The sequence below is a fragment of the Ensifer sp. Root558 genome, from assembly GCF_001427045.1.
GTDB classification, from domain to species: domain Bacteria; phylum Pseudomonadota; class Alphaproteobacteria; order Rhizobiales; family Rhizobiaceae; genus Ensifer; species Ensifer adhaerens.
This window is the reverse complement of sequence record NZ_LMGC01000023.1, coordinates 590,475-607,713: the sequence shown is the minus strand read 5'-3', so window position 1 is coordinate 607,713 and position 17,239 is coordinate 590,475. Positions and strand designations below refer to the sequence as shown.

At 63.2% G+C, this 17,239-nt stretch carries 18 protein-coding genes; 13 read left to right on the top strand and 5 right to left on the bottom strand.

The features are described 5' to 3' along the window. Positions 1–168 precede the first annotated feature (168 nt). Positions 169–690: a glycosyl transferase gene (locus ASD63_RS22770; RefSeq protein ID WP_034801056.1), complete on the top strand. Its 522-nt coding sequence runs from the start codon at positions 169–171 to the stop codon at positions 688–690. Between the two features lie 293 nt (positions 691–983). On the opposite strand, the gene moaB is transcribed toward ASD63_RS22770, so the two are convergent. The 4 genes from moaB to ASD63_RS22750 all read right to left on the bottom strand — a co-directional run bounded on the left by moaB (position 984) and on the right by ASD63_RS22750 (position 5,459). Next, the gene (moaB, locus tag ASD63_RS22765) at positions 984–1,526 is read right to left on the bottom strand and encodes a molybdenum cofactor biosynthesis protein B (RefSeq protein WP_034801059.1); all 543 of its coding nucleotides are present in this window, start codon (positions 1,524–1,526) and stop codon (positions 984–986) included. A gap of 1 nt (position 1,527) precedes the next feature. After that, on the bottom strand, positions 1,528–2,439 hold the full coding sequence (locus ASD63_RS22760) for a 4-(cytidine 5'-diphospho)-2-C-methyl-D-erythritol kinase (RefSeq protein WP_034801062.1): 912 nt from the start codon (positions 2,437–2,439) through the stop codon (positions 1,528–1,530). Between the two features lie 7 nt (positions 2,440–2,446). Then, positions 2,447–4,282, bottom strand: coding sequence for a tetratricopeptide repeat protein (locus ASD63_RS22755; RefSeq protein ID WP_034801065.1), 1,836 nt, complete (start codon positions 4,280–4,282; stop codon positions 2,447–2,449). A gap of 160 nt (positions 4,283–4,442) precedes the next feature. After that, positions 4,443–5,459, bottom strand: a complete 1,017-nt coding sequence (locus tag ASD63_RS22750; RefSeq protein ID WP_034801067.1) for a polyprenyl synthetase family protein — start codon at positions 5,457–5,459, stop codon at positions 4,443–4,445. A gap of 107 nt (positions 5,460–5,566) precedes the next feature. Between ASD63_RS22750 and ASD63_RS22745 the strand changes: the two genes are divergently transcribed. The 6 genes from ASD63_RS22745 (at position 5,567) to ASD63_RS22720 (ending at position 9,481) form a co-directional block, all read left to right on the top strand. Next, positions 5,567–5,788 carry a DUF2007 domain-containing protein gene (locus tag ASD63_RS22745; protein WP_034801069.1) on the top strand — a complete coding sequence of 74 codons (222 nt, stop codon included), beginning with the start codon at positions 5,567–5,569 and terminating at the stop codon, positions 5,786–5,788. Positions 5,789–5,799: 11 nt separating this feature from the next. Then, positions 5,800–6,570 carry a tRNA1(Val) (adenine(37)-N6)-methyltransferase gene (locus tag ASD63_RS22740; protein WP_034801071.1) on the top strand — a complete coding sequence of 257 codons (771 nt, stop codon included), beginning with the start codon at positions 5,800–5,802 and terminating at the stop codon, positions 6,568–6,570. A 173-nt stretch (positions 6,571–6,743) separates the two neighbouring features. Continuing rightward, positions 6,744–7,610 (top strand): S49 family peptidase, encoded by an 867-nt coding sequence (locus ASD63_RS22735; RefSeq protein WP_034801074.1) that lies wholly within the window; start codon positions 6,744–6,746, stop codon positions 7,608–7,610. 34 nt (positions 7,611–7,644) lie between these two features. Next, positions 7,645–7,836: a membrane protein gene (locus ASD63_RS22730; protein ID WP_034801076.1), complete on the top strand. Its 192-nt coding sequence runs from the start codon at positions 7,645–7,647 to the stop codon at positions 7,834–7,836. A 125-nt stretch (positions 7,837–7,961) separates the two neighbouring features. Then, positions 7,962–8,918 carry a glycine--tRNA ligase subunit alpha gene (locus ASD63_RS22725; protein WP_060516372.1) on the top strand — a complete coding sequence of 319 codons (957 nt, stop codon included), beginning with the start codon at positions 7,962–7,964 and terminating at the stop codon, positions 8,916–8,918. After that, entirely contained in the window at positions 8,915–9,481 is a 567-nt protein-coding gene (locus ASD63_RS22720; protein ID WP_034801080.1) for an AAA family ATPase, read from the top strand. The genes ASD63_RS22725 and ASD63_RS22720 overlap by 4 nt, the downstream gene beginning before the upstream one ends. On the opposite strand, the gene ASD63_RS22715 is transcribed toward ASD63_RS22720, so the two are convergent. Beyond that, positions 9,474–9,671: a hypothetical protein gene (locus tag ASD63_RS22715; protein WP_034801082.1), complete on the bottom strand. Its 198-nt coding sequence runs from the start codon at positions 9,669–9,671 to the stop codon at positions 9,474–9,476. The genes ASD63_RS22720 and ASD63_RS22715 overlap by 8 nt on opposite strands. Positions 9,672–9,917: 246 nt before the next feature. Between ASD63_RS22715 and ASD63_RS22710 the strand changes: the two genes are divergently transcribed. The 6 genes from ASD63_RS22710 (at position 9,918) to ASD63_RS22685 (ending at position 17,205) form a co-directional block, all read left to right on the top strand. Further along, the gene (locus ASD63_RS22710) at positions 9,918–10,466 is read left to right on the top strand and encodes a LemA family protein (RefSeq protein WP_034801085.1); all 549 of its coding nucleotides are present in this window, start codon (positions 9,918–9,920) and stop codon (positions 10,464–10,466) included. 72 nt (positions 10,467–10,538) lie between these two features. Then, positions 10,539–11,810 carry a 3-phosphoshikimate 1-carboxyvinyltransferase gene (locus ASD63_RS22705; RefSeq protein ID WP_060529836.1) on the top strand — a complete coding sequence of 424 codons (1,272 nt, stop codon included), beginning with the start codon at positions 10,539–10,541 and terminating at the stop codon, positions 11,808–11,810. Between the two features lie 109 nt (positions 11,811–11,919). Continuing rightward, positions 11,920–13,860, top strand: coding sequence for a DUF2207 domain-containing protein (locus tag ASD63_RS22700; RefSeq protein WP_034801090.1), 1,941 nt, complete (start codon positions 11,920–11,922; stop codon positions 13,858–13,860). Positions 13,861–13,972: 112 nt separating this feature from the next. Beyond that, the gene (gene glyS / locus ASD63_RS22695) at positions 13,973–16,138 is read left to right on the top strand and encodes a glycine--tRNA ligase subunit beta (protein ID WP_034801093.1); all 2,166 of its coding nucleotides are present in this window, start codon (positions 13,973–13,975) and stop codon (positions 16,136–16,138) included. Positions 16,139–16,258: 120 nt separating this feature from the next. Next, positions 16,259–16,639 carry a cupin domain-containing protein gene (locus ASD63_RS22690; RefSeq protein WP_034801096.1) on the top strand — a complete coding sequence of 127 codons (381 nt, stop codon included), beginning with the start codon at positions 16,259–16,261 and terminating at the stop codon, positions 16,637–16,639. Between the two features lie 62 nt (positions 16,640–16,701). After that, positions 16,702–17,205 (top strand): DUF523 domain-containing protein, encoded by a 504-nt coding sequence (locus ASD63_RS22685; RefSeq protein ID WP_034801098.1) that lies wholly within the window; start codon positions 16,702–16,704, stop codon positions 17,203–17,205. The last annotated feature ends 34 nt before the right edge of the window (positions 17,206–17,239 follow it).

Genomic DNA, 17,239 nt, shown 5'->3' with positions numbered 1-17,239 from the left:
TCCCCGGAATCAGATATTTGATCCCGTTTTGTTCTGATTATTTTCCTATCGCGAATGAGAGAACGATTCAAGAACAAAAAATTGGAATTTCGGTTTTGTCGATCAAGGCACCGCTTCGGTCGATGTCCTGGATGTAGCAATTGCCGTGCCGATGCGTTACGAGAAACCATGCTCACGATCATCATGGAAACCCGCGACAACGAAGCCGAACTGGCGCAGACGCTTGCTGTGTTGGTTGCCGGCGCCGTGGAGGGGCTGGTCAGCGATGTGATCATCCTCGATCATGGTTCGAAGGATGGTTCGTCCGATGTGGCCGATGCCGCTGGATGCCGTTTCTGCCGGGATTGGGATCTCGCCGATGTGGTGGGTTCGGCGCGTGGCGAATGGCTGATGTTGCTGGAGCCGGGCGCCCGCCCGATCGGCCGCTGGATCGATGAACTGGCCGAGTACGTGTCGATGAACAAGGCACCGGCCCGCTTCTCCGGTTCGAGACTGCATCGCAGGCCTTTCTTCCGCCGGCTGACCCGGCGGGGAAAGCCGCTGGAGACAGGCTTTCTCCTGCGCAAGAACGATGCTCTTGCGGCCGCCCGCGGCAATACGGGCCTGGATGCCATGACGAATGTCCGCTCTGTCCGCAAGCTCTCGACCGAACTTGTTCCGGCCTGGGTCGCCGTCGAAGCCAGGCGGTAACGCCGGTTCGTAGCGCGCAAAATTAAAGGTGCCAGTCCCGGGGGGACGGCACCTCCAAGCGGCTCTCAAATGACCTTGTTTGGTAGATTTCTATCCGGGCAGCATTCTGGCTACCCGTCGTATCCAACATTGCATTCCGCCTGGGGGACAGAGGCGGAAGGGTCTTGCGGCGCGAGGAATAGAACGTGCGGCGGTCGTTCCTCGCTGTGTCAACGCTTGGAGACTAACGAGAGGAGAAGCGACCGTCAGTTACTAAGGTAACAGGTCGGCCAAGCCGGAACGGTCCAAGCTCTTCAGCCACGTTTCAGATGCTCGTCGAGCCGCGGCATGATCTCCACGAAATTGCAGGGCATGTGCCGATAGTCGAGCTGTTGCTTGAGGATGCCGTCCCACGCATCACGGCAGGCACCGGGCGAACCCGGAAGGACGAAGATGAAGGTGGCGTTGGCAACGCCGCCAGTTGCCCGCGACTGGATCGTCGAGGTGCCGATCTTCTCGAAGGAGATACGGTGGAAGACTTCGGAGAACCCGTCCATGCGCTTCTCGAACAACGGTTCCAGCGCCTCAGGCGTCACGTCCCGCCCGGTGAAGCCCGTTCCACCTGTCGTGATCACCACGTCGATGTTGGGATCGAGCGTCCAGGCCTTTACCTGGTCGTAGATCTTCGTCTTGTCGTCGGAAACGATGGCGCGCGCCTCAAGCCGATGGCCGGCGTCACGCACCCGCGCTTCCAATGTGTCGCCCGACTTGTCGTCGGCGCGCGTGCGCGTGTCGGAGACCGTGAGGATGGCGATCCCGACAGGAATGAACGGACGCTTTTCGTCGATACCGGCCATGCTATTTCCCTTTGCCCACTGTCCTGCAGGCGAGAACGTACCACCCGGGGTAGGCCTCCGAAAGAGCGCGCGCTGTCGCAGCCGCGCGCACGTCGCTGTCGAAAAGGCCGAAGCATGTGGCGCCTGAGCCCGACATGCGCGTGAGCGCCGATCCGGCTTCGGTCAATGCCTTGCAGACCGTGCCGATCACGGGCTCAAGGCCCTCTGCCGGCAGCTGCAAATCGTTGCGCATCGTTGCGATCGCAGAAATCCACTCGGCCGCCGTGCCGGCTCTGTGAGGCGCAACGAGCGGCGGGTTCGTCTTGTTGGCGAGGGCCCGGAAGACAACCGGCGTCGAGACGGCGACGAGCGGATTGACCAGCACGACCGGCAGCGCGGGGAAATCCGCAAGCGGCGTAATGTCCTCGCCGATCCCCTTCGCGAGCAGTGGCGTGCCGGCAAGACACATCGGCACGTCCGCTCCGAGCTGCAGCGCGATGGCGCCGAGGCGGGAGGGTTCGATCGTCGCGCCCCAAAGATCGAGAAGCCCAAGAAGCGTCGCCGCCGCATCCGCGGATCCGCCGCCAATGCCCGAGGCGAGCGGCAGGTTCTTCTCGAGATGCAGGTGGACCGGCCCGGCCGTGTCGGGGTCAAGTGCCTGCAGTTCGGCGCGCAGCAGGTCCCGTGCCTTTAGAACCAGGTTGCCGCCCGCGCCGGCATCCATCGGCAGCGCGGCGGCAAACGCGCCCGAAACCGTGAAGCGATCCGCATCCGCCGGCGAGAGACCGATGCGATCGCCGCAATCGGCAAAAGTGACGAGACTTTCGAGAAGATGGTGGCCGTCGGCGCGCTGGCCGACGACGTGAAGGGCCAGATTGATCTTGGCGGGGGCTGCACGCGTCAGCGCGAAGCCCGCGATGTCACCTTCCGACATGGAACGGTCAGGACTTCTTGTCCGGCGCCGGTGCTTCCGGGGTCACCTTCTTCGGCGCGGTTTCCTTGGCATCGGCCGAGGCGGGGACCGCTTCCTTGAGCGGCGGCAAGCCGTTCTCGATCTTTGCCTTGATCTTCGGGATCTCTGCTTCCTCGGGCTTCAGTTCGAGCGTCTGCGTCCACTGGAACACGGCTTCGAGCTTGCGGCCGACGCGCCAGTAGGCGTCGCCAAGGTGATCGTTGATCGTCGGGTCGCCGGCCATCAGTTCGGCCGCCTTCTCCAGTTCCACGACTGCGTCGTCGAAGCGGTTCATGCGGAAATAGGCCCAGCCGAGGGAATCGACGATATAGCCGTCATCCGGCTTCAACTCGACGGCCTTGCGGATCATCTCCAGGCCTTCTTCGAGGTTGATGTTCATGTCGACCCAGGAATAGCCGAGATAGTTCAACACCTGCGGCTGGTCCGGATTGAGCTCCAGCGCCTTGCGGAAGTTCGGCTCGGCCTTGTCCCAGAGCTTCTGGCGCTCATAGGCGATGCCGCGTTGGAAGAACACCGTCCAGTCGCTGCGCTTCGGGACGGAGCCGATCTGTTCGACGGCGCGATCGTAGAGTTCGCCCATCTCCTTGTAGTCCTTGGCGTCGGAAAGCACGCTGCCATAGGCGAGATAGTTGCGGATGTTCTTCGGATCGACGTCGATGAGCGCCTTCAGGTGCTTCTTCGCCTCGTCGACCTTGCCGATGCTGGCGAGGCTGAGCCCGAGCTGTAGTTCCGAAACGCGCCGCATCGGCGAGGTCTCGGGAATGGCCTTGTAGAGTTCGATCGCCTCGTTCGGTTTCTTCAGGTTTTCGGCGATGCCGCCGAGCATGACCAGGATGTCGGCGCTGTCAGGGTCGAGCCGGCGCGCGGTCTGCAGGTAGAGCGAGACGATGTCCTCGGCGCCGTCGCGGTTGAGTGCCGCACCGATCGAGAAGAGCACGGCCGCAGCGCCCTGGGTGGCGTTCTTGACCTGCTGTTCCTGCGGAACACCATTCTCGATATCGGTCCTCAGCGCCTGCAGCGGCGTGTAGTTGTTGACCATGTTTTCGCCGACGGCGACGGTATCGAGCGCCTTCTGCTTGTTGCCTTCGCGCGCCTCGAAACGGGCAAGCGCTTCGACCGCGCGCATGAAGGTGTCGGGAGCGGCACTTCCGCCCTCGCGGTCGAGAATGGCATCGTTGAGCCTGGTGCGCGCCGTCTGCTTGTCACCCGCAGCAACCGCGATCGCGCCCGCATGATAGTTCTTGAACACGCGGAACCATTCAGGACCGTCAAGGCCGTTGATCTCGGCGAGTGCTTCCTTCGGCTTGCCCTGGCCGAATTTCGCCCAGGCCGAAAGCAGGCCGTTCATCAGCCGGTCGAGATCGTTCGGACCCTGGTAGTTCAGAAGCTTCTGTGCGTTGCGATACTCGCGCTTGCGGATCGCCTCGATCGCGCGAATGACCGTCGTGATGCGCTCGACGGCCGGGTCGGACTTCAACTGCTCGGCAATCTTCGCGCCTTCGTCGAACTGGCCCGCCATCAGAAGCGTGATCATCAGCCGCTGCTTGACGTCGTTGTTGTTCGGCTCGAACTGCAGCGCGATGCGGTAGAGTTCTGTGGCGGAAGCGAAGTCGCGGTCCGTATCGGCGGTGCGGGCAGCGAGAAACGCGCCGGAAAAGGTATTGACCGACTTGATGTCGAACGGCTCAGTTTCCTCGACGGCTGCGGTCTTCTCCTCGGCAAATGCCTGGTAGCCGCCGCTGACAGCAGCGAGAGCCAGCAGTGCTGCGCCGCTGAGGAGGCGGAGAATCGTCTTTTGCCGCATGTCAAACCTTTCGCGCCGATTGCTCGGCTTTCGCACCACTAAGGGTTGTTTTCGGAGTCAGCCACATATAGCCCAACGCAACTCTTGAGGAACAGAATGGCTTTTTTGGCGCAACGCGGCAAGAAAATCCTGTCGCTCGTTCTGACCTGCCCGGAGCCCGTCAGCTGACGCGATCGATGCAGAAGTCGATGACTTCGGTGAGCGCCGATTTCCAGGGAGACGCCGGCAGCGGCGCCAGCGCATCGCGGGCAATCGTGCCGTAATGCTGGGCGCGCGCGATGGTGTCGCTCAAGCCCCCATAGCGCTTGATCAGGCCGAGTGCCTTGTCGAGGTTCGCGTCGCTGCTGTCGCCGCCTTCGATCGCCTCGCGCCAGAAGGCACGGTCTTCCGCCGTTCCGCGGCGATAGGAGAGGATTACCGGAAGGGTGATCTTGCCCTCGCGGAAGTCGTCGCCGACATTCTTGCCGAGGTCGCTCGACGAGCCGCCATAGTCGAGCACGTCGTCGACGAGCTGGAAGGCGAGGCCGAGGTTCATCCCGTAGGATTTCAGCGCGTTGCGGTCCGATTTGCTGGTCTGGGCAACGATCGGCCCAACTTCGGCCGCGGCGGCAAAAAGGGCTGCGGTCTTGGCACGGATGACCTGGAGATAGTCGTCCTCGGTCGTTTCCATGTTCTTGGCGACGGAGAGCTGCAGCACTTCGCCTTCGGCAATGACCGAAGCTGCGGTCGACAGCACGTCGAGCGCGTCAAGCGAGCCGACATCGACCATCATGCGGAAGGCCTGGCCGAGCAGGAAGTCGCCGACCAGCACGCTTGCCTGGTTGCCCCAGATCGTGCGTGCGGTGGATTTGCCGCGGCGAAGGTCGCTTTCGTCAACGACGTCGTCATGGAGAAGCGTCGCGGTGTGCATGAATTCGACGCTGGTTGCGAGCTTGACGTGGGCGTCGCCCTCGTAGCCGAACATCGCAGCGGAGGCGAGCGTCAGCATCGGGCGCAGGCGCTTGCCGCCCGAAGAAATCAGGTGGTTGGCGACCTCGGGAATCATCTGAACGTCGGAGCCGGCCTTCGACAGGATAAGCTGGTTGACGCGCTCCATGTCCGCAGCGGTCAGATCAACGAGCGGCTTTACGGACGCCTGTTTGTTTTTGCTGTCTTCCAGCGGTATCACTACGCCCACACCGGGACTCCTGTTTTCATTGTCGCTTTCGACAATAGGAAGGGGTGTCCCGTGCGGCAAGAGGCGAATTGTCCCGCTTGCTGAAATAGGACAGGAAAAACCGCCGGATGAAGGAATTGATCCGTACCAACGATGCCGTCGTGCTCTCCTTTGCCGAGAGCCTGATGAAGGATGCCGGCATCGCAAGTCTCATCGCCGACCAGGGGATGAGCATTCTTGAGGGCTCGCTCGGACTCTTGCCCCGTCGCTTTCTGGTCGCCGAGGAAGACGCGGACGCGGCGCGCCGGATCCTGATCGATGCCGGGCTCGAGGCGGAGTTGCGCCCTTGAGCACGGAGCCGATGCCGGCTGCGACCGAAACCGTCGATGCATTTCACCGCGGCAAGTTCCATGTCGTCCAGCCACTCGGCCAGGGGCATCGCTCCGGCATGGACGCCATGCTGCTTGCGTCGCTCGTTGCATCGGATCGTCCCTGCCGGGTCGCCGATCTCGGTGCGGGCGCGGGTGCAGCCGGCATGGCCGTCGCCTCGCGGATCGACGATGCGGAAGTGGTGCTGGTGGAGCGCTCGCCCGTTATGGCGGAGTTTGCCCGCCGCAGCCTGGCGCTTGCCGAAAACGCCCGTTTTTCCTCGCGCGTCTCGGTCGTTGAGGCCGACGTTTCACTGACCGGCAAGGCGCGTGTCGCGACGGGTCTGGCGGATGACAGCTTCGATCATGTGATCATGAACCCACCCTTCAACGATGCCTCGGACCGCAAGACTCCGGATGCGCTCAAGGCCGAGGCCCATGCGATGAGCGACGGGCTGTTCGAGATCTGGGTGAAGACGGCGGGCGCGATCATGAAGCCCGGCGGGCAACTGTCGTTGATCGCTCGGCCGGAATCGATCGCCGAGATCATCGCCGCTTGCGGCCGCCGCTTTGGCGGCATCGAGATCACGGCGCTGCATCCGCGGGTCGGTGAAAACGCCGTGCGCATCCTGGTGACGGCGATCAAGCAGAGCCGCAAGCGGCTAGTCTTCCGCGCCCCGCTCGTCATGCACGAGGAGGGGCATCGCTTCGCAGACCATGTCGACGACCTCAACAATGGCCGCGCCGCCTATCGCCGCCGCTGATTTACCGTATGCGGCATTGCGTTCGCCGCATCAGTGCATACATGGCATGGAAGAGCCCCTGGCGGGCGATCCGGCGAAGCATTCCGCTTTTCGCCGATGAGACGCGGTCATGTCTATGATTTCCGGTCGTTCCGGCTCAAAATCATGGCATGTCCCAGCAGGCAGGAGTTGAAATGAAGGCGTTCCTGAGACGGTTGTTGCCCAAGCGTTTTCGCAAGGAAGGCGTGACGATCCCCGTCGTCCGGCTCCACGGCGCGATCATGGCCGGCGGCGGTCAGTTCCGGCCGGCGCTCAACCTGGCGACAGCGGCCCCGCTTCTCGAAAAGGCCTTCGCAATCAAGGAGGCGCCTGCTGTCGCGATCTCCGTCAATTCGCCTGGCGGCTCCCCTGTGCAGTCGCGATTGATCTACCAACGCATCCGCGATCTCGCCCAGGAGAAGAAAAAGCGTGTGCTGATCTTCGTCGAGGACGTCGCCGCATCCGGCGGCTATATGATCGCGCTTGCCGGCGACGAGATCATTGCCGACCCGACGTCGATCGTCGGCTCGATCGGCGTTGTCTCCGGCGGGTTCGGTTTTCCGGAACTCCTGAAGAAGATCGGCGTCGAGCGGCGTGTCTATACCGCTGGCGAAAACAAGGTGATGCTCGATCCGTTCCAGCCGGAAAAGGAAAACGACATCGCGTTCCTGAAGAACCTGCAGCTCGATATCCACGATACCTTCATCCAGATGGTCAAGGCCCGTCGCGGCCAGCTGCTCGCCGACGATCCGGATATCTTCTCCGGCCTTTTCTGGACCGGCCGGCGCGGGCTGGAGCTCGGCATCATCGATAGTCTCGGCGATCTGCGCGGCGAGGTGAAGAAGCGCTATGGCGACAAGGCGCGGCTCGAGCTCATCCAGCCGGTGCGCAGCCTTTTTGGCCGCCGGCAGAGCGGCGCGGCCATTGCCGGTGCTCTGGTCGAGCCAATGGCCGCTTCCGCAGCGGCGGGACTTGCCGAAGCCATCGAGGAAAGGGCATTGTGGGCGCGGTTCGGGCTTTGATGCCTGCCCGGCCTGAAATGTCCTTGGAGGGAAAATGCCGCAACTCATCCTGCTCCTGATCGCAGGTTTCGTCTTCTGGCTCGGCTATCGCAAGTTCGTGGCGGATGCCCAGAAGCTGACGCGCCAGCGCGAACAGGCTCGCCGCGAGGAGCAGACCGGGGCGCAGGGAACGTTGGTGCAGGACCCGGAAACCGGCGAATACAGGCTGAAGCGCGACGGCGAGTGAGGGCGGTCGGAACGCGTCGGTGTGGCTGCGGTCTATTTGCCCGCCCGCTGCCGTAGCGCTTGACCCCTGTCATCAGGCGTGGCACCTGTCCGGCACATTTTCTAGAAGAAATCCGGACGCGATCCATGACCACTCTGCCTGATCATATGAACCCGAAGCGCTCGTTTCAGGCTCTGATCCTGACACTCCACAATTACTGGGCCGATAAGGGTTGCGCCGTGCTGCAGCCCTACGACATGGAAGTGGGCGCCGGTACCTTCCATCCGGCAACGACCCTGCGCGCGCTGGGCCCGCGTCCCTGGCGTGCGGCTTACGTCCAGCCGTCGCGTCGCCCGACCGATGGCCGCTACGGCGAAAACCCGAACCGCCTGCAGCACTACTATCAGTATCAGGTAATCCTGAAGCCGAACCCGTCCAACCTGCAGGAACTCTATCTCGGCTCGCTCGAGGCGATCGGCCTCGACCCGCTGCTGCACGATATCCGCTTTGTCGAGGATGACTGGGAAAGCCCGACGCTCGGCGCTTGGGGTCTCGGCTGGGAGTGCTGGTGCGACGGCATGGAAGTGTCGCAGTTCACCTATTTCCAGCAGGTCTGCGGCATCGAGTGCTCGCCGGTTTCGGGGGAACTGACCTACGGTCTCGAACGCCTCGCCATGTATGTGCAGGGCGTCGACAACGTCTACGACCTGAACTTCAACGGTCGCGAGGGTGCCGAGAAGATCAGCTATGGCGATGTCTTCCTGCAGGCCGAACAGGAATATTCGCGCTACAATTTCGAATACGCCAACACGGCGATGCTGCATCAGCACTTCATCGATGCGGAAGCCGAGTGCCAGGCGTTGCTGGCTGCCGGAGCACCGGGCGACCACAGCAACAACCACCTGCACAAATGCGTCTTCCCAGCCTACGACCAGTGCATCAAGGCAAGCCATGTGTTCAACCTGCTCGATGCCCGCGGCGTGATCTCGGTCACCGAGCGCCAGAGCTACATCCTTAGGGTGCGCACGCTCGCCAAGGCCTGCGGCGAAGCCTTCCTGTTGACCGACGCCGGTGGCGCGAACCTCAACCGGGACGCCGCTTGAGCGTAGAACCGTCCGGCCTTGTCGTTCACATCAACGGCTGGCCGGGTACCGGTAAGCTGACGATCGCGCGCCATCTTGCTGAAAGGCTGGGCGCGCGGCTCGCCGACAATCACACGCTGATCAATCCGGCCGAGGCACTGTTTGCGCGCAGTGACCCGCTTTATCGCTCGCTTCGATCGGCGGTCCGCCAAAGCGTGTTCGAGCACCTGGAAAGGGCGGCAGCCGAACGGTCGTTCATCTTCACCGATGCGCTCTCGGACGATGCCACCGACACGCGTGCCTTCGAGGACTGCGCCGCACTCGCGCAAAAACGCGGCGCTCGCTTCGTTGCGGTCGTGATCGATTGCGACGTCGAGGAAAATCTCAAGCGCCTGACACGCGCCGGCCGGAGCAAGCTGCACAAGCTGACCGATCCGGAAGTTCTTCTGGGATTGCGGCGCGCGCACCGGCTGCTGCGCGGCAGAAGCGACCGATTGATTGAAATCGATGTGACGACGCTCGGCGCTGATGAGGCGGCAGCGGCGATCGCGGCGCGGATCGCTGAACCTTCGACTGTCAGATGACGAAGGTCGTGCCGGCGTCGTTCTTGCAGTACGGCTTCATTGTGGGATAGGCGCCGGTATAGACCTGACCGGAGTAGGTCTGAAGAGCGCGGCGAACACCGCTCGGCCGTTCCGGAGAATGCGCGCTCGCATAGGCAACGAAGAGCGCCGTAAAGGCGATCACGTTGATGAGAGTTGCGAGCGTTTTCATGGTCTTCACTTCGTTTCCGGGGTTGTTCGATGAACCGACTATCGCCCATCGCCGGTCCGGTCGCCGTTCCCGATGGAACAGGAAAGCCGGTCTTTTGACGTGAAAAGGCGTGGCATCGGGAAACACAGTGTTCACGGTGCAGCGGGAATTGGGGAGGAGCAGGTTTCTCTGGCCAAATGCTGCAGAAAGCGCTTTGAAGCTGAGAAGCGAATGCTAATCTCTGCGCGAGTTTTTGGAGGGTGCCCTATGATCGGTCTGGCAATCGCCGTCGTCGTGATTCTGTATCTGGTTTTCGTCTATAACGGTCTCGTCAAGGCGCGGCAGATCGCCGAGGAGGCGTGGTCCGGTATCGATGTGCAGTTGAAGCGCCGCGCCGATCTGATCCCGAACCTGATCGAAACCGTGAAGGGCTACGCCGCACACGAGAAGTCGACGTTCGAAGAGGTGATCGCCATGCGCAACCGCGCACAGGCGGTGCCAGCCGGCGACGTCGAGGGGCGGGCCCAGGCGGAAGGCGCGCTCTCCCAGGCGCTCGGCAAGCTCTTTGCGCTGGCGGAAGCTTATCCGGACCTCAAGGCCAACGAGAATTTCGCCGAGCTGCAGCGCTCGCTGGAAACGATCGAAGGCGAAATCCAGATGTCGCGCCGCTATTACAACGGTGCGGCCCGTGACTTGAACGTCAAGGTCGAGAGCTTCCCGTCCAACCTGATCGCCAACGCCTTCCGCTTCGTCAAAGCCGGCTATTTCGAGATCACCAACGAAGCCGACCGCGCGGTGCCGCAGGTCAAGTTCTGACAGCCACGCCTCCCGAACATTCCTCGCCGCGGGATCCCGCCGCGGCGCCATTCGCATCAAGAGACCTATTCGATGACCTCCGATAGCATGAAAAAACTGACCATCCTGCCGACCGACCACCCGCTCCGCGGTCATGTGCGCCCGCCGGGCTCGAAGTCGATCACCAACCGGGCGCTGCTTCTGGCCGGCCTTGCCAAGGGCACGAGCCGGCTGACGGGTGCCTTGAAGAGCGACGACACCCGCTACATGGCGGAAGCCTTGCGCGCGATGGGCGTCGAAGTCAGCGAGCCGGATGAAACGACCTTCGTCGTCACCAGCACGGGCAAGTTGCTCCCGCCGGCAGCTCCCTTGTTCCTCGGCAATGCCGGAACGGCGACACGCTTCCTGACGGCTGCTGCCGCGCTCGTCGATGGCACGGTCGTGGTCGATGGCGACCAGCACATGCGCAAGCGGCCGATCAAGCCCTTGGTCGAAGCACTCGGAACGCTCGGCGTCGAAGTCACCTCCGAAACCGGCTGCCCGCCGGTCACCGTCAAAGGCACCGGCGGCTTCCCGGCCGGTCGCGTCGTCATCGATGCCGGCCTGTCGAGCCAGTATGTCTCGGCCCTGCTGATGGCGGCCCCCGGCGCCAAGGGTCCTGTCAACATCGAGCTTGCCGGCGACGAGATCGGCGCGCGCGGTTACATCGACCTAACGGTTGCCGCCATGCGTGCCTTCGGCGCCGAAGTCGAGCAGCTGAGCCCCTCCGTCTGGCAGGTCGCGCCGACCGGCTACAAGGCAGCCGACTATGTCATCGAGCCGGATGCTTCGGCGGCGACCTATCTCTGGGCTGCGGAAGTCCTGACCGGCGGCGCCATCGATATCGGCGTTCCGGCGGACGCCTTCTCGCAGCCGGATGCCCGCGCCCATGCGGTGATCGCGAGCTTCCCGAACCTGCCCGCCGTCATCGACGGCTCGCAGATGCAGGACGCGATCCCGACGATCGCCGTGCTTGCCGCCTTCAACAACACGCCGGTGCGCTTCGTCGGTCTCGCCAACCTGCGCGTCAAGGAATGCGACCGCGTGCGCGCGCTGTCGCTCGGTCTGACCGCGATCCGGCCGGATCTGGCGCACGAGGAAGGCGACGACCTGATCGTCTCTTCCGATCCCACGCTTGCCGGCCAGACCTTGCCCGCCTCGATCGACACCTTCGCCGACCATCGCATCGCCATGAGCTTTGCGCTTGCCGGCCTGAAGATCCACGGCATCGCCATCGAAGATCCCGGCTGCGTTGCCAAAACGTACCCGGCCTATTGGGATGCACTCGCTTCGCTCGGCGTCGAATTCACCGGCGACCGGCCTTGATACCGTGCGGGATGTGCGGCCGTGTCTGCGGTTTCCGCGCGCATCCCGTTCTCACCCATAAGAACCGATCTCGTGTCTTGAACCTCAACCGGAAGAAAGCTTGATCCGCATGGTCCGTTTCGCTGCCGCATTTGCCGTTCTGGTGTTTTTGCTGGCAACGGCAGGCGTCGGTCGGGCGGAGGAGGTCTTCTCCGCCTATCGCTCCGTCATCGATGTCGCCAAGGACGGCACGATGACGGTGACCGAGACGATCACGGCGACGGTCGAGGGCAACAAGATCCGCCGAGGTATCTATCGCGATATGCCTTTGACCTTCACCGACGCGAAGGGCAAGCGCAGCAAGGTCGATTTCAAGCTGCTCTCGGTCGAGCGTGACGGTGAGGAGGAGCCCTATCGCACCGAGACGATCAACGGCGGCATCCGCATCTACACCGGTTCGGCCGAGGTCTTTCTGGAGCGGGGGGAGCATACCTTCCAGTTCACCTACGAGACTGGCCGGCAGATCCGCTTCTTTGACGATCACGACGAACTCTACTGGAACGTCACCGGTACGGAGTGGGATTTCCCGATCGACGAGGCGAGTGCGACCGTGACGCTGCCGGAAGGCGTAAGGGCCGAAGCGCTCGATTACTTCACTGGCGGCTATGGCGCGACCGGCAAGGATGCGCGCGCATCCAGGGACGGCAGCGAAATCTTCTTTGCCACCACCCGACGTCTCGATCCGCGCGAAGGGCTGACGATCGCCATCAAGATGCCGAAGGGCAGCATCGACAGGCCCACCTCCAGCCAGGAAAATGCCTGGTGGCTGCACGACCATCTGGCGCTCGTCATCGCCGGTGCCGGCCTTGCCGTCGTCCTGCTTTACTATAGCCAGGCCTGGCTCAGGGCCGGGCGTGACCCGGACCGCGGCGTCATGGTGCCGCGCTGGGATCCGCCGGAGGGCATCTCACCGGCGCTGGTCAATTACATCGACAACAGGGGCTTTTCCGGCGAGGGCTGGACCGCGTTGTCGGCGGCAGCACTCAATCTCGCGGTCAAGGGCCACGTGGTTCTCGAAGACCTGAAGAACGCCATCGTCATTGCCGCCACCGGCAAGAAACCCGACGAAAAGCTGCCGACCGGCGAGGCGGCCGTGATGAAGGCGGTCGATGCCGCTGGCGGCAAGCTCACCATCGACCCCGCCCATGGCACACGGGTGCAGGCGACCGGCGCCGATTTCCGCAACGCCATGGAGCGCGAGCATCGCGGCAAGTACTACCACGCCAACAGCGGTTACATCGTCGCCGGTGTCATCCTTTCGGTGTTGGCGGTTGCGGCCGTGTTCCTGTTCGGGGATCTCAGCGAGGACAGCCTGCCGCTGGTGATCGTTCCTGTTTTCATCGCCTTCTTCGTCTCGATCCTCGCCGTCTCCTTCGGCAAGTCGCTTCGCCGCGAAAGGAGCCTGATGAGTCGGATCATGTCGATCGTCGTGGTCGCCTTCATCGGCTTCGTCGCCTTCACCATCTTCTCGACCATCCTTGCGGCCGTCTTCTATTCGGCAGCCGAAACCGACGAACTGCCGCTGCTCTTCGTGATCGGCGCGATCGTGCTCGTCAACGTGCTGTTCTTCTTCCTGATGGGTGCGCCGACGCCGCTCGGAACGCGGATGATGGATGGCATCGACGGGCTCAGGCAATACATGACGCTCGCCGAGAAAGACCGGATGAACATGCAAGGCGCGCCCGAAATGTCGCCCCGGCATTTCGAGACGCTGCTCCCTTACGCCGTGGCGCTTGGCGTCGAGAAGCCCTGGACCGAGACCTTCGATCGTTGGCTGCTTGCCGCGGCGGCTGGGGCGGCTGCGGCCGCTGCATATCAGCCGGGCTGGTATCACGGTGACGGCTTCGGCTCGAGCACCTTCGGCGATCGCATCGGCGGTTTTGCCGGATCCATGGCCGACACGATGACGTCCTCCCTGCCGCCCCCACCCAAATCGTCATCGTCGGGCTTTTCTTCCGGCGGCGGCTTCTCCGGCGGCGGCGGTGGTGGCGGTGGTGGCGGCGGCTGGTAAATCCGCCTCGCACTTGCCCTTGGAAAACCAAATTCATCGCGGCGCTTGGTGACAATCTTGCCAGAGATTGCTAAGTCCGCCGCAACCGTCAGGAACAGAAAAAGTCACTCCCATGCCCGATCTTCTTATCGAACTCCGCTCCGAGGAAATTCCTGCCCGCCTGCAGCGCAAGGCGGCCGGTGACCTCAAGAAGCTGCTGACCGATGCCCTGGTCGAAGCGGGCCTGACCTATGAGGGGGCGCGCGAGTACTGGACACCGCGCCGGCTGACGCTTGACATCCGCGGCCTCAACGCCCGCTCCGCCGATGTTCGCGAAGAGCGCAAGGGTCCGCGCACCGACGCCAACGAGAAGGCGATCGAAGGCTTCCTGCGCGGCGCCGGCCTTTCCTCGATCAGCGAGGCGCACGTCCATAGTGACCCGAAGAAGGGCGACTTCTACGTCGCCCATATCGTCAAGCCGGGCCGTCCCGCCGAAGAGATGATCGCCGAGGCGATGCCGGATATCATCCGCAATTTCCCCTGGCCGAAGCCGATGCGCTCCGGCGTGGCCTCGGCCAAGCCTGGTTCGCTCCGCTGGGTCCGCCCGCTGCAGTCGATCGTCTGCACCTTCGGTTCGGAAACCGAGGAAACCCATGTGATCCCGTTTGAAGTCGACGGCATCGTCGCCTCGAACGTCACCTATGGTCACCGCTTCCACGCGCCGGAAGCGATCACGGTTCGCCGCTTTGCCGACTATGCCGAGAAGCTGGAAAAGGCGAAGGTCGTTCTCGATGGCGAGCGCCGCAAGGAAATGATCCTGGCCGACGCCCGCAATGTCGCCTTCGCCAACGGCCTTGAGCTCGTCGAAGACGAAGGCCTGCTCGAAGAAGTCTCCGGCCTCGTCGAATGGCCGCAGGTGCTCATGGGCAGCTTTGAGGAAGCCTATCTCGAGATCCCCTCGGAAATCATCCGGCTGACGATCAAGACCAACCAGAAGTGCTTCGTCACCCGCGCGCCGGGCGCCGACACGCTCTCCAACAAGTTCATCCTCGTCTCGAACATCGAGGCGAAGGACGGCGGCAAGGAGATCGTGCACGGCAACGGCAAGGTCGTGCGCGCCCGTCTTTCGGACGCAGCGCATTTCTGGCACCGCGACCAGGGTAACTTGCCGGATCTCGAAACGCTGGAAGCATCCGCCAAGAAGTTCGATCTCGATCTGAAGAAGCCGCTCGATCAGCGCATGGCCAAGCTCGACGCATTGAAGGTCACCTTCCATGCCAAACTCGGCACGGAAGGTGAACGCGTTGCGCGCATTCGGGCGCTCGCGGCCGAACTTGCCAAGGTGACCGGTGCGGATACGAAGCTCGTCGATCGCGCCGTCGTGCTGGCCAAGGCCGACCTGCGCACCGAAGCTGTCGGCGAGTTCCCCGAGCTTCAGGGCATCATGGGACACAAATACGCGCTGCTTCAGGGCGAACAGCCTGCGGTCGCCGACGCGATCGAAGACCATTACAAGCCGAATGGCCCCTCGGACCGCGCTCCGACCGATCCGGTGGCGGTCACCGTCGCGCTTGCCGACAAGCTCGACAAGTTGGTCGGCTTCTGGGCAATCGACGAAAAACCGACCGGTTCGAAGGATCCTTACGCGCTGCGCCGTGCCGCACTCGGCGTCATCCGCCTGATCCTGGAAGGCAAGGCGCGCCTGGCGCTGCTACCCGCTTTCGAAACGGCGCTCGTGGCCCTTCGCGCGCAGAAGCCGGAACTTTCGGCTGACATTTCCGCCGACCTGCTCTCCTTCTTCCATGACCGCCTCAAGGTCTACCTGCGCGATCTCGGCGCCCGCCACGATCTGATCGACGCGGTGCTGACGCCGGATTCGGATGATCTTCTGATGATCGCCCGCCGCGTCGAGGCGCTGACCGCCTTCATCACTGACGAGGAAGGCCGCAACCTCCTCGCCGGCACCAAGCGCGCGACGCAGATCCTGGCAGCCGAAGAGAAGAAGGGAACGACCGTCGCCGACGCCGTCGATGCCGGCCTCTTCCGTCTCGATGCCGAAAAGGCGCTGCACCAGGCCGTCGAAGCCGGTTCGGGCGAGGCGCGCGAGGCGATCGCCAAGGAGGACTTCCGTTCGGCCATGGAAGCACTGGCAAAGCTGCGCCAGCCGGTCGACCAGTTCTTCAACGACGTGCTGGTCAATGACGACGATGCTGCGATCCGGGCCAACCGCCTGGCGCTGCTGGGTCTCATCCGCTCGGCCACCGGCACGGTCGCCGACTTCTCGAAGATCGCCGGCTAAGGCACGGCTGCCTGCCGCCGGCTCGCTGGCGGCCTCGGCGGTCCCTCGCGCACAAACGTTCAAGCTGGTTGGGAGCCGGCGCCCTATATCCTGTCTCCATCATCATCATGGAGACAGCCGATGAATGTCGCGACGAAGACCTACAAGCCGATCAATTTCGCTGAGAAGCTCTCGCTCTTCAGCGATCAGTGGCAGCCGCGCGTCCTTGCTGAACTCAACGACTACCAGTTCAAGATCGTGCGCATCGAGGGCGACTTCATCTGGCACGATCACAAGGATACCGACGAGGCCTTCATCGTCATCGAGGGCACGCTGCGGATCGATTTTCGCGACGGGTCCGTGACGCTCGGTCCCGGCGAAATGTACGTCGTGCCGAAGGGCGTCGAACACAAGCCCTATGCGGAGCACGAGGTGAAGATGCTCTTGATCGAGCCGCGCGGCACGCTCAACACCGGGCATGAGGGTGGCGAACGCACCGCGCAAAACGACCGCTGGATCTGATCCCTTGTCCGGGCACTGCGATCGCGCTTGCTGACCGGCAGGGCGCCGGAGTAGAGAAAGGCATGCCCGCAAAAATTCTCGTCAGCGCCTGCCTCATGGGCCATGCCGTCCGCTACGACGGCCAGTCGAAGCCGCTCCTGCACCCGGCGATAGACCGCTGGCGCGCGGAAGGCCGTCTCGTGACCATCTGTCCGGAAATGTCGGCCGGCATGCCGGTGCCGCGTCCGCCGGCCGAGATCGCCGCCGGCGCTGTCGGCAAGGACGTGCTCGCCGGCAAGGCGAGGGTGGTGGAGATAGACGGCGGCGACGTCACCGAGGGGTTCATACAGGCTGCCGAAAACGCTCTTTCGCTTGCCAGGCAAGCCGACTGTCGCTTCGCGCTCCTGATCGATGGCAGCCCGTCCTGCGGGTCGGGTTTCGTCTATGACGGGAGCTTTTCCGGCGCGCGCCATCCGGGTGAAGGCGTAACGGCCGCCTTGCTCCTCGCCAACGGCGTCGAAGTCTATTCTGACAGACAGATAGAGGCGCTGGTCGCGCGGATCGATGAATTGGAAGGCTCGCAATAAAAAGATTGCGCCCCCGCTTCTCTCAGGGGCGCAA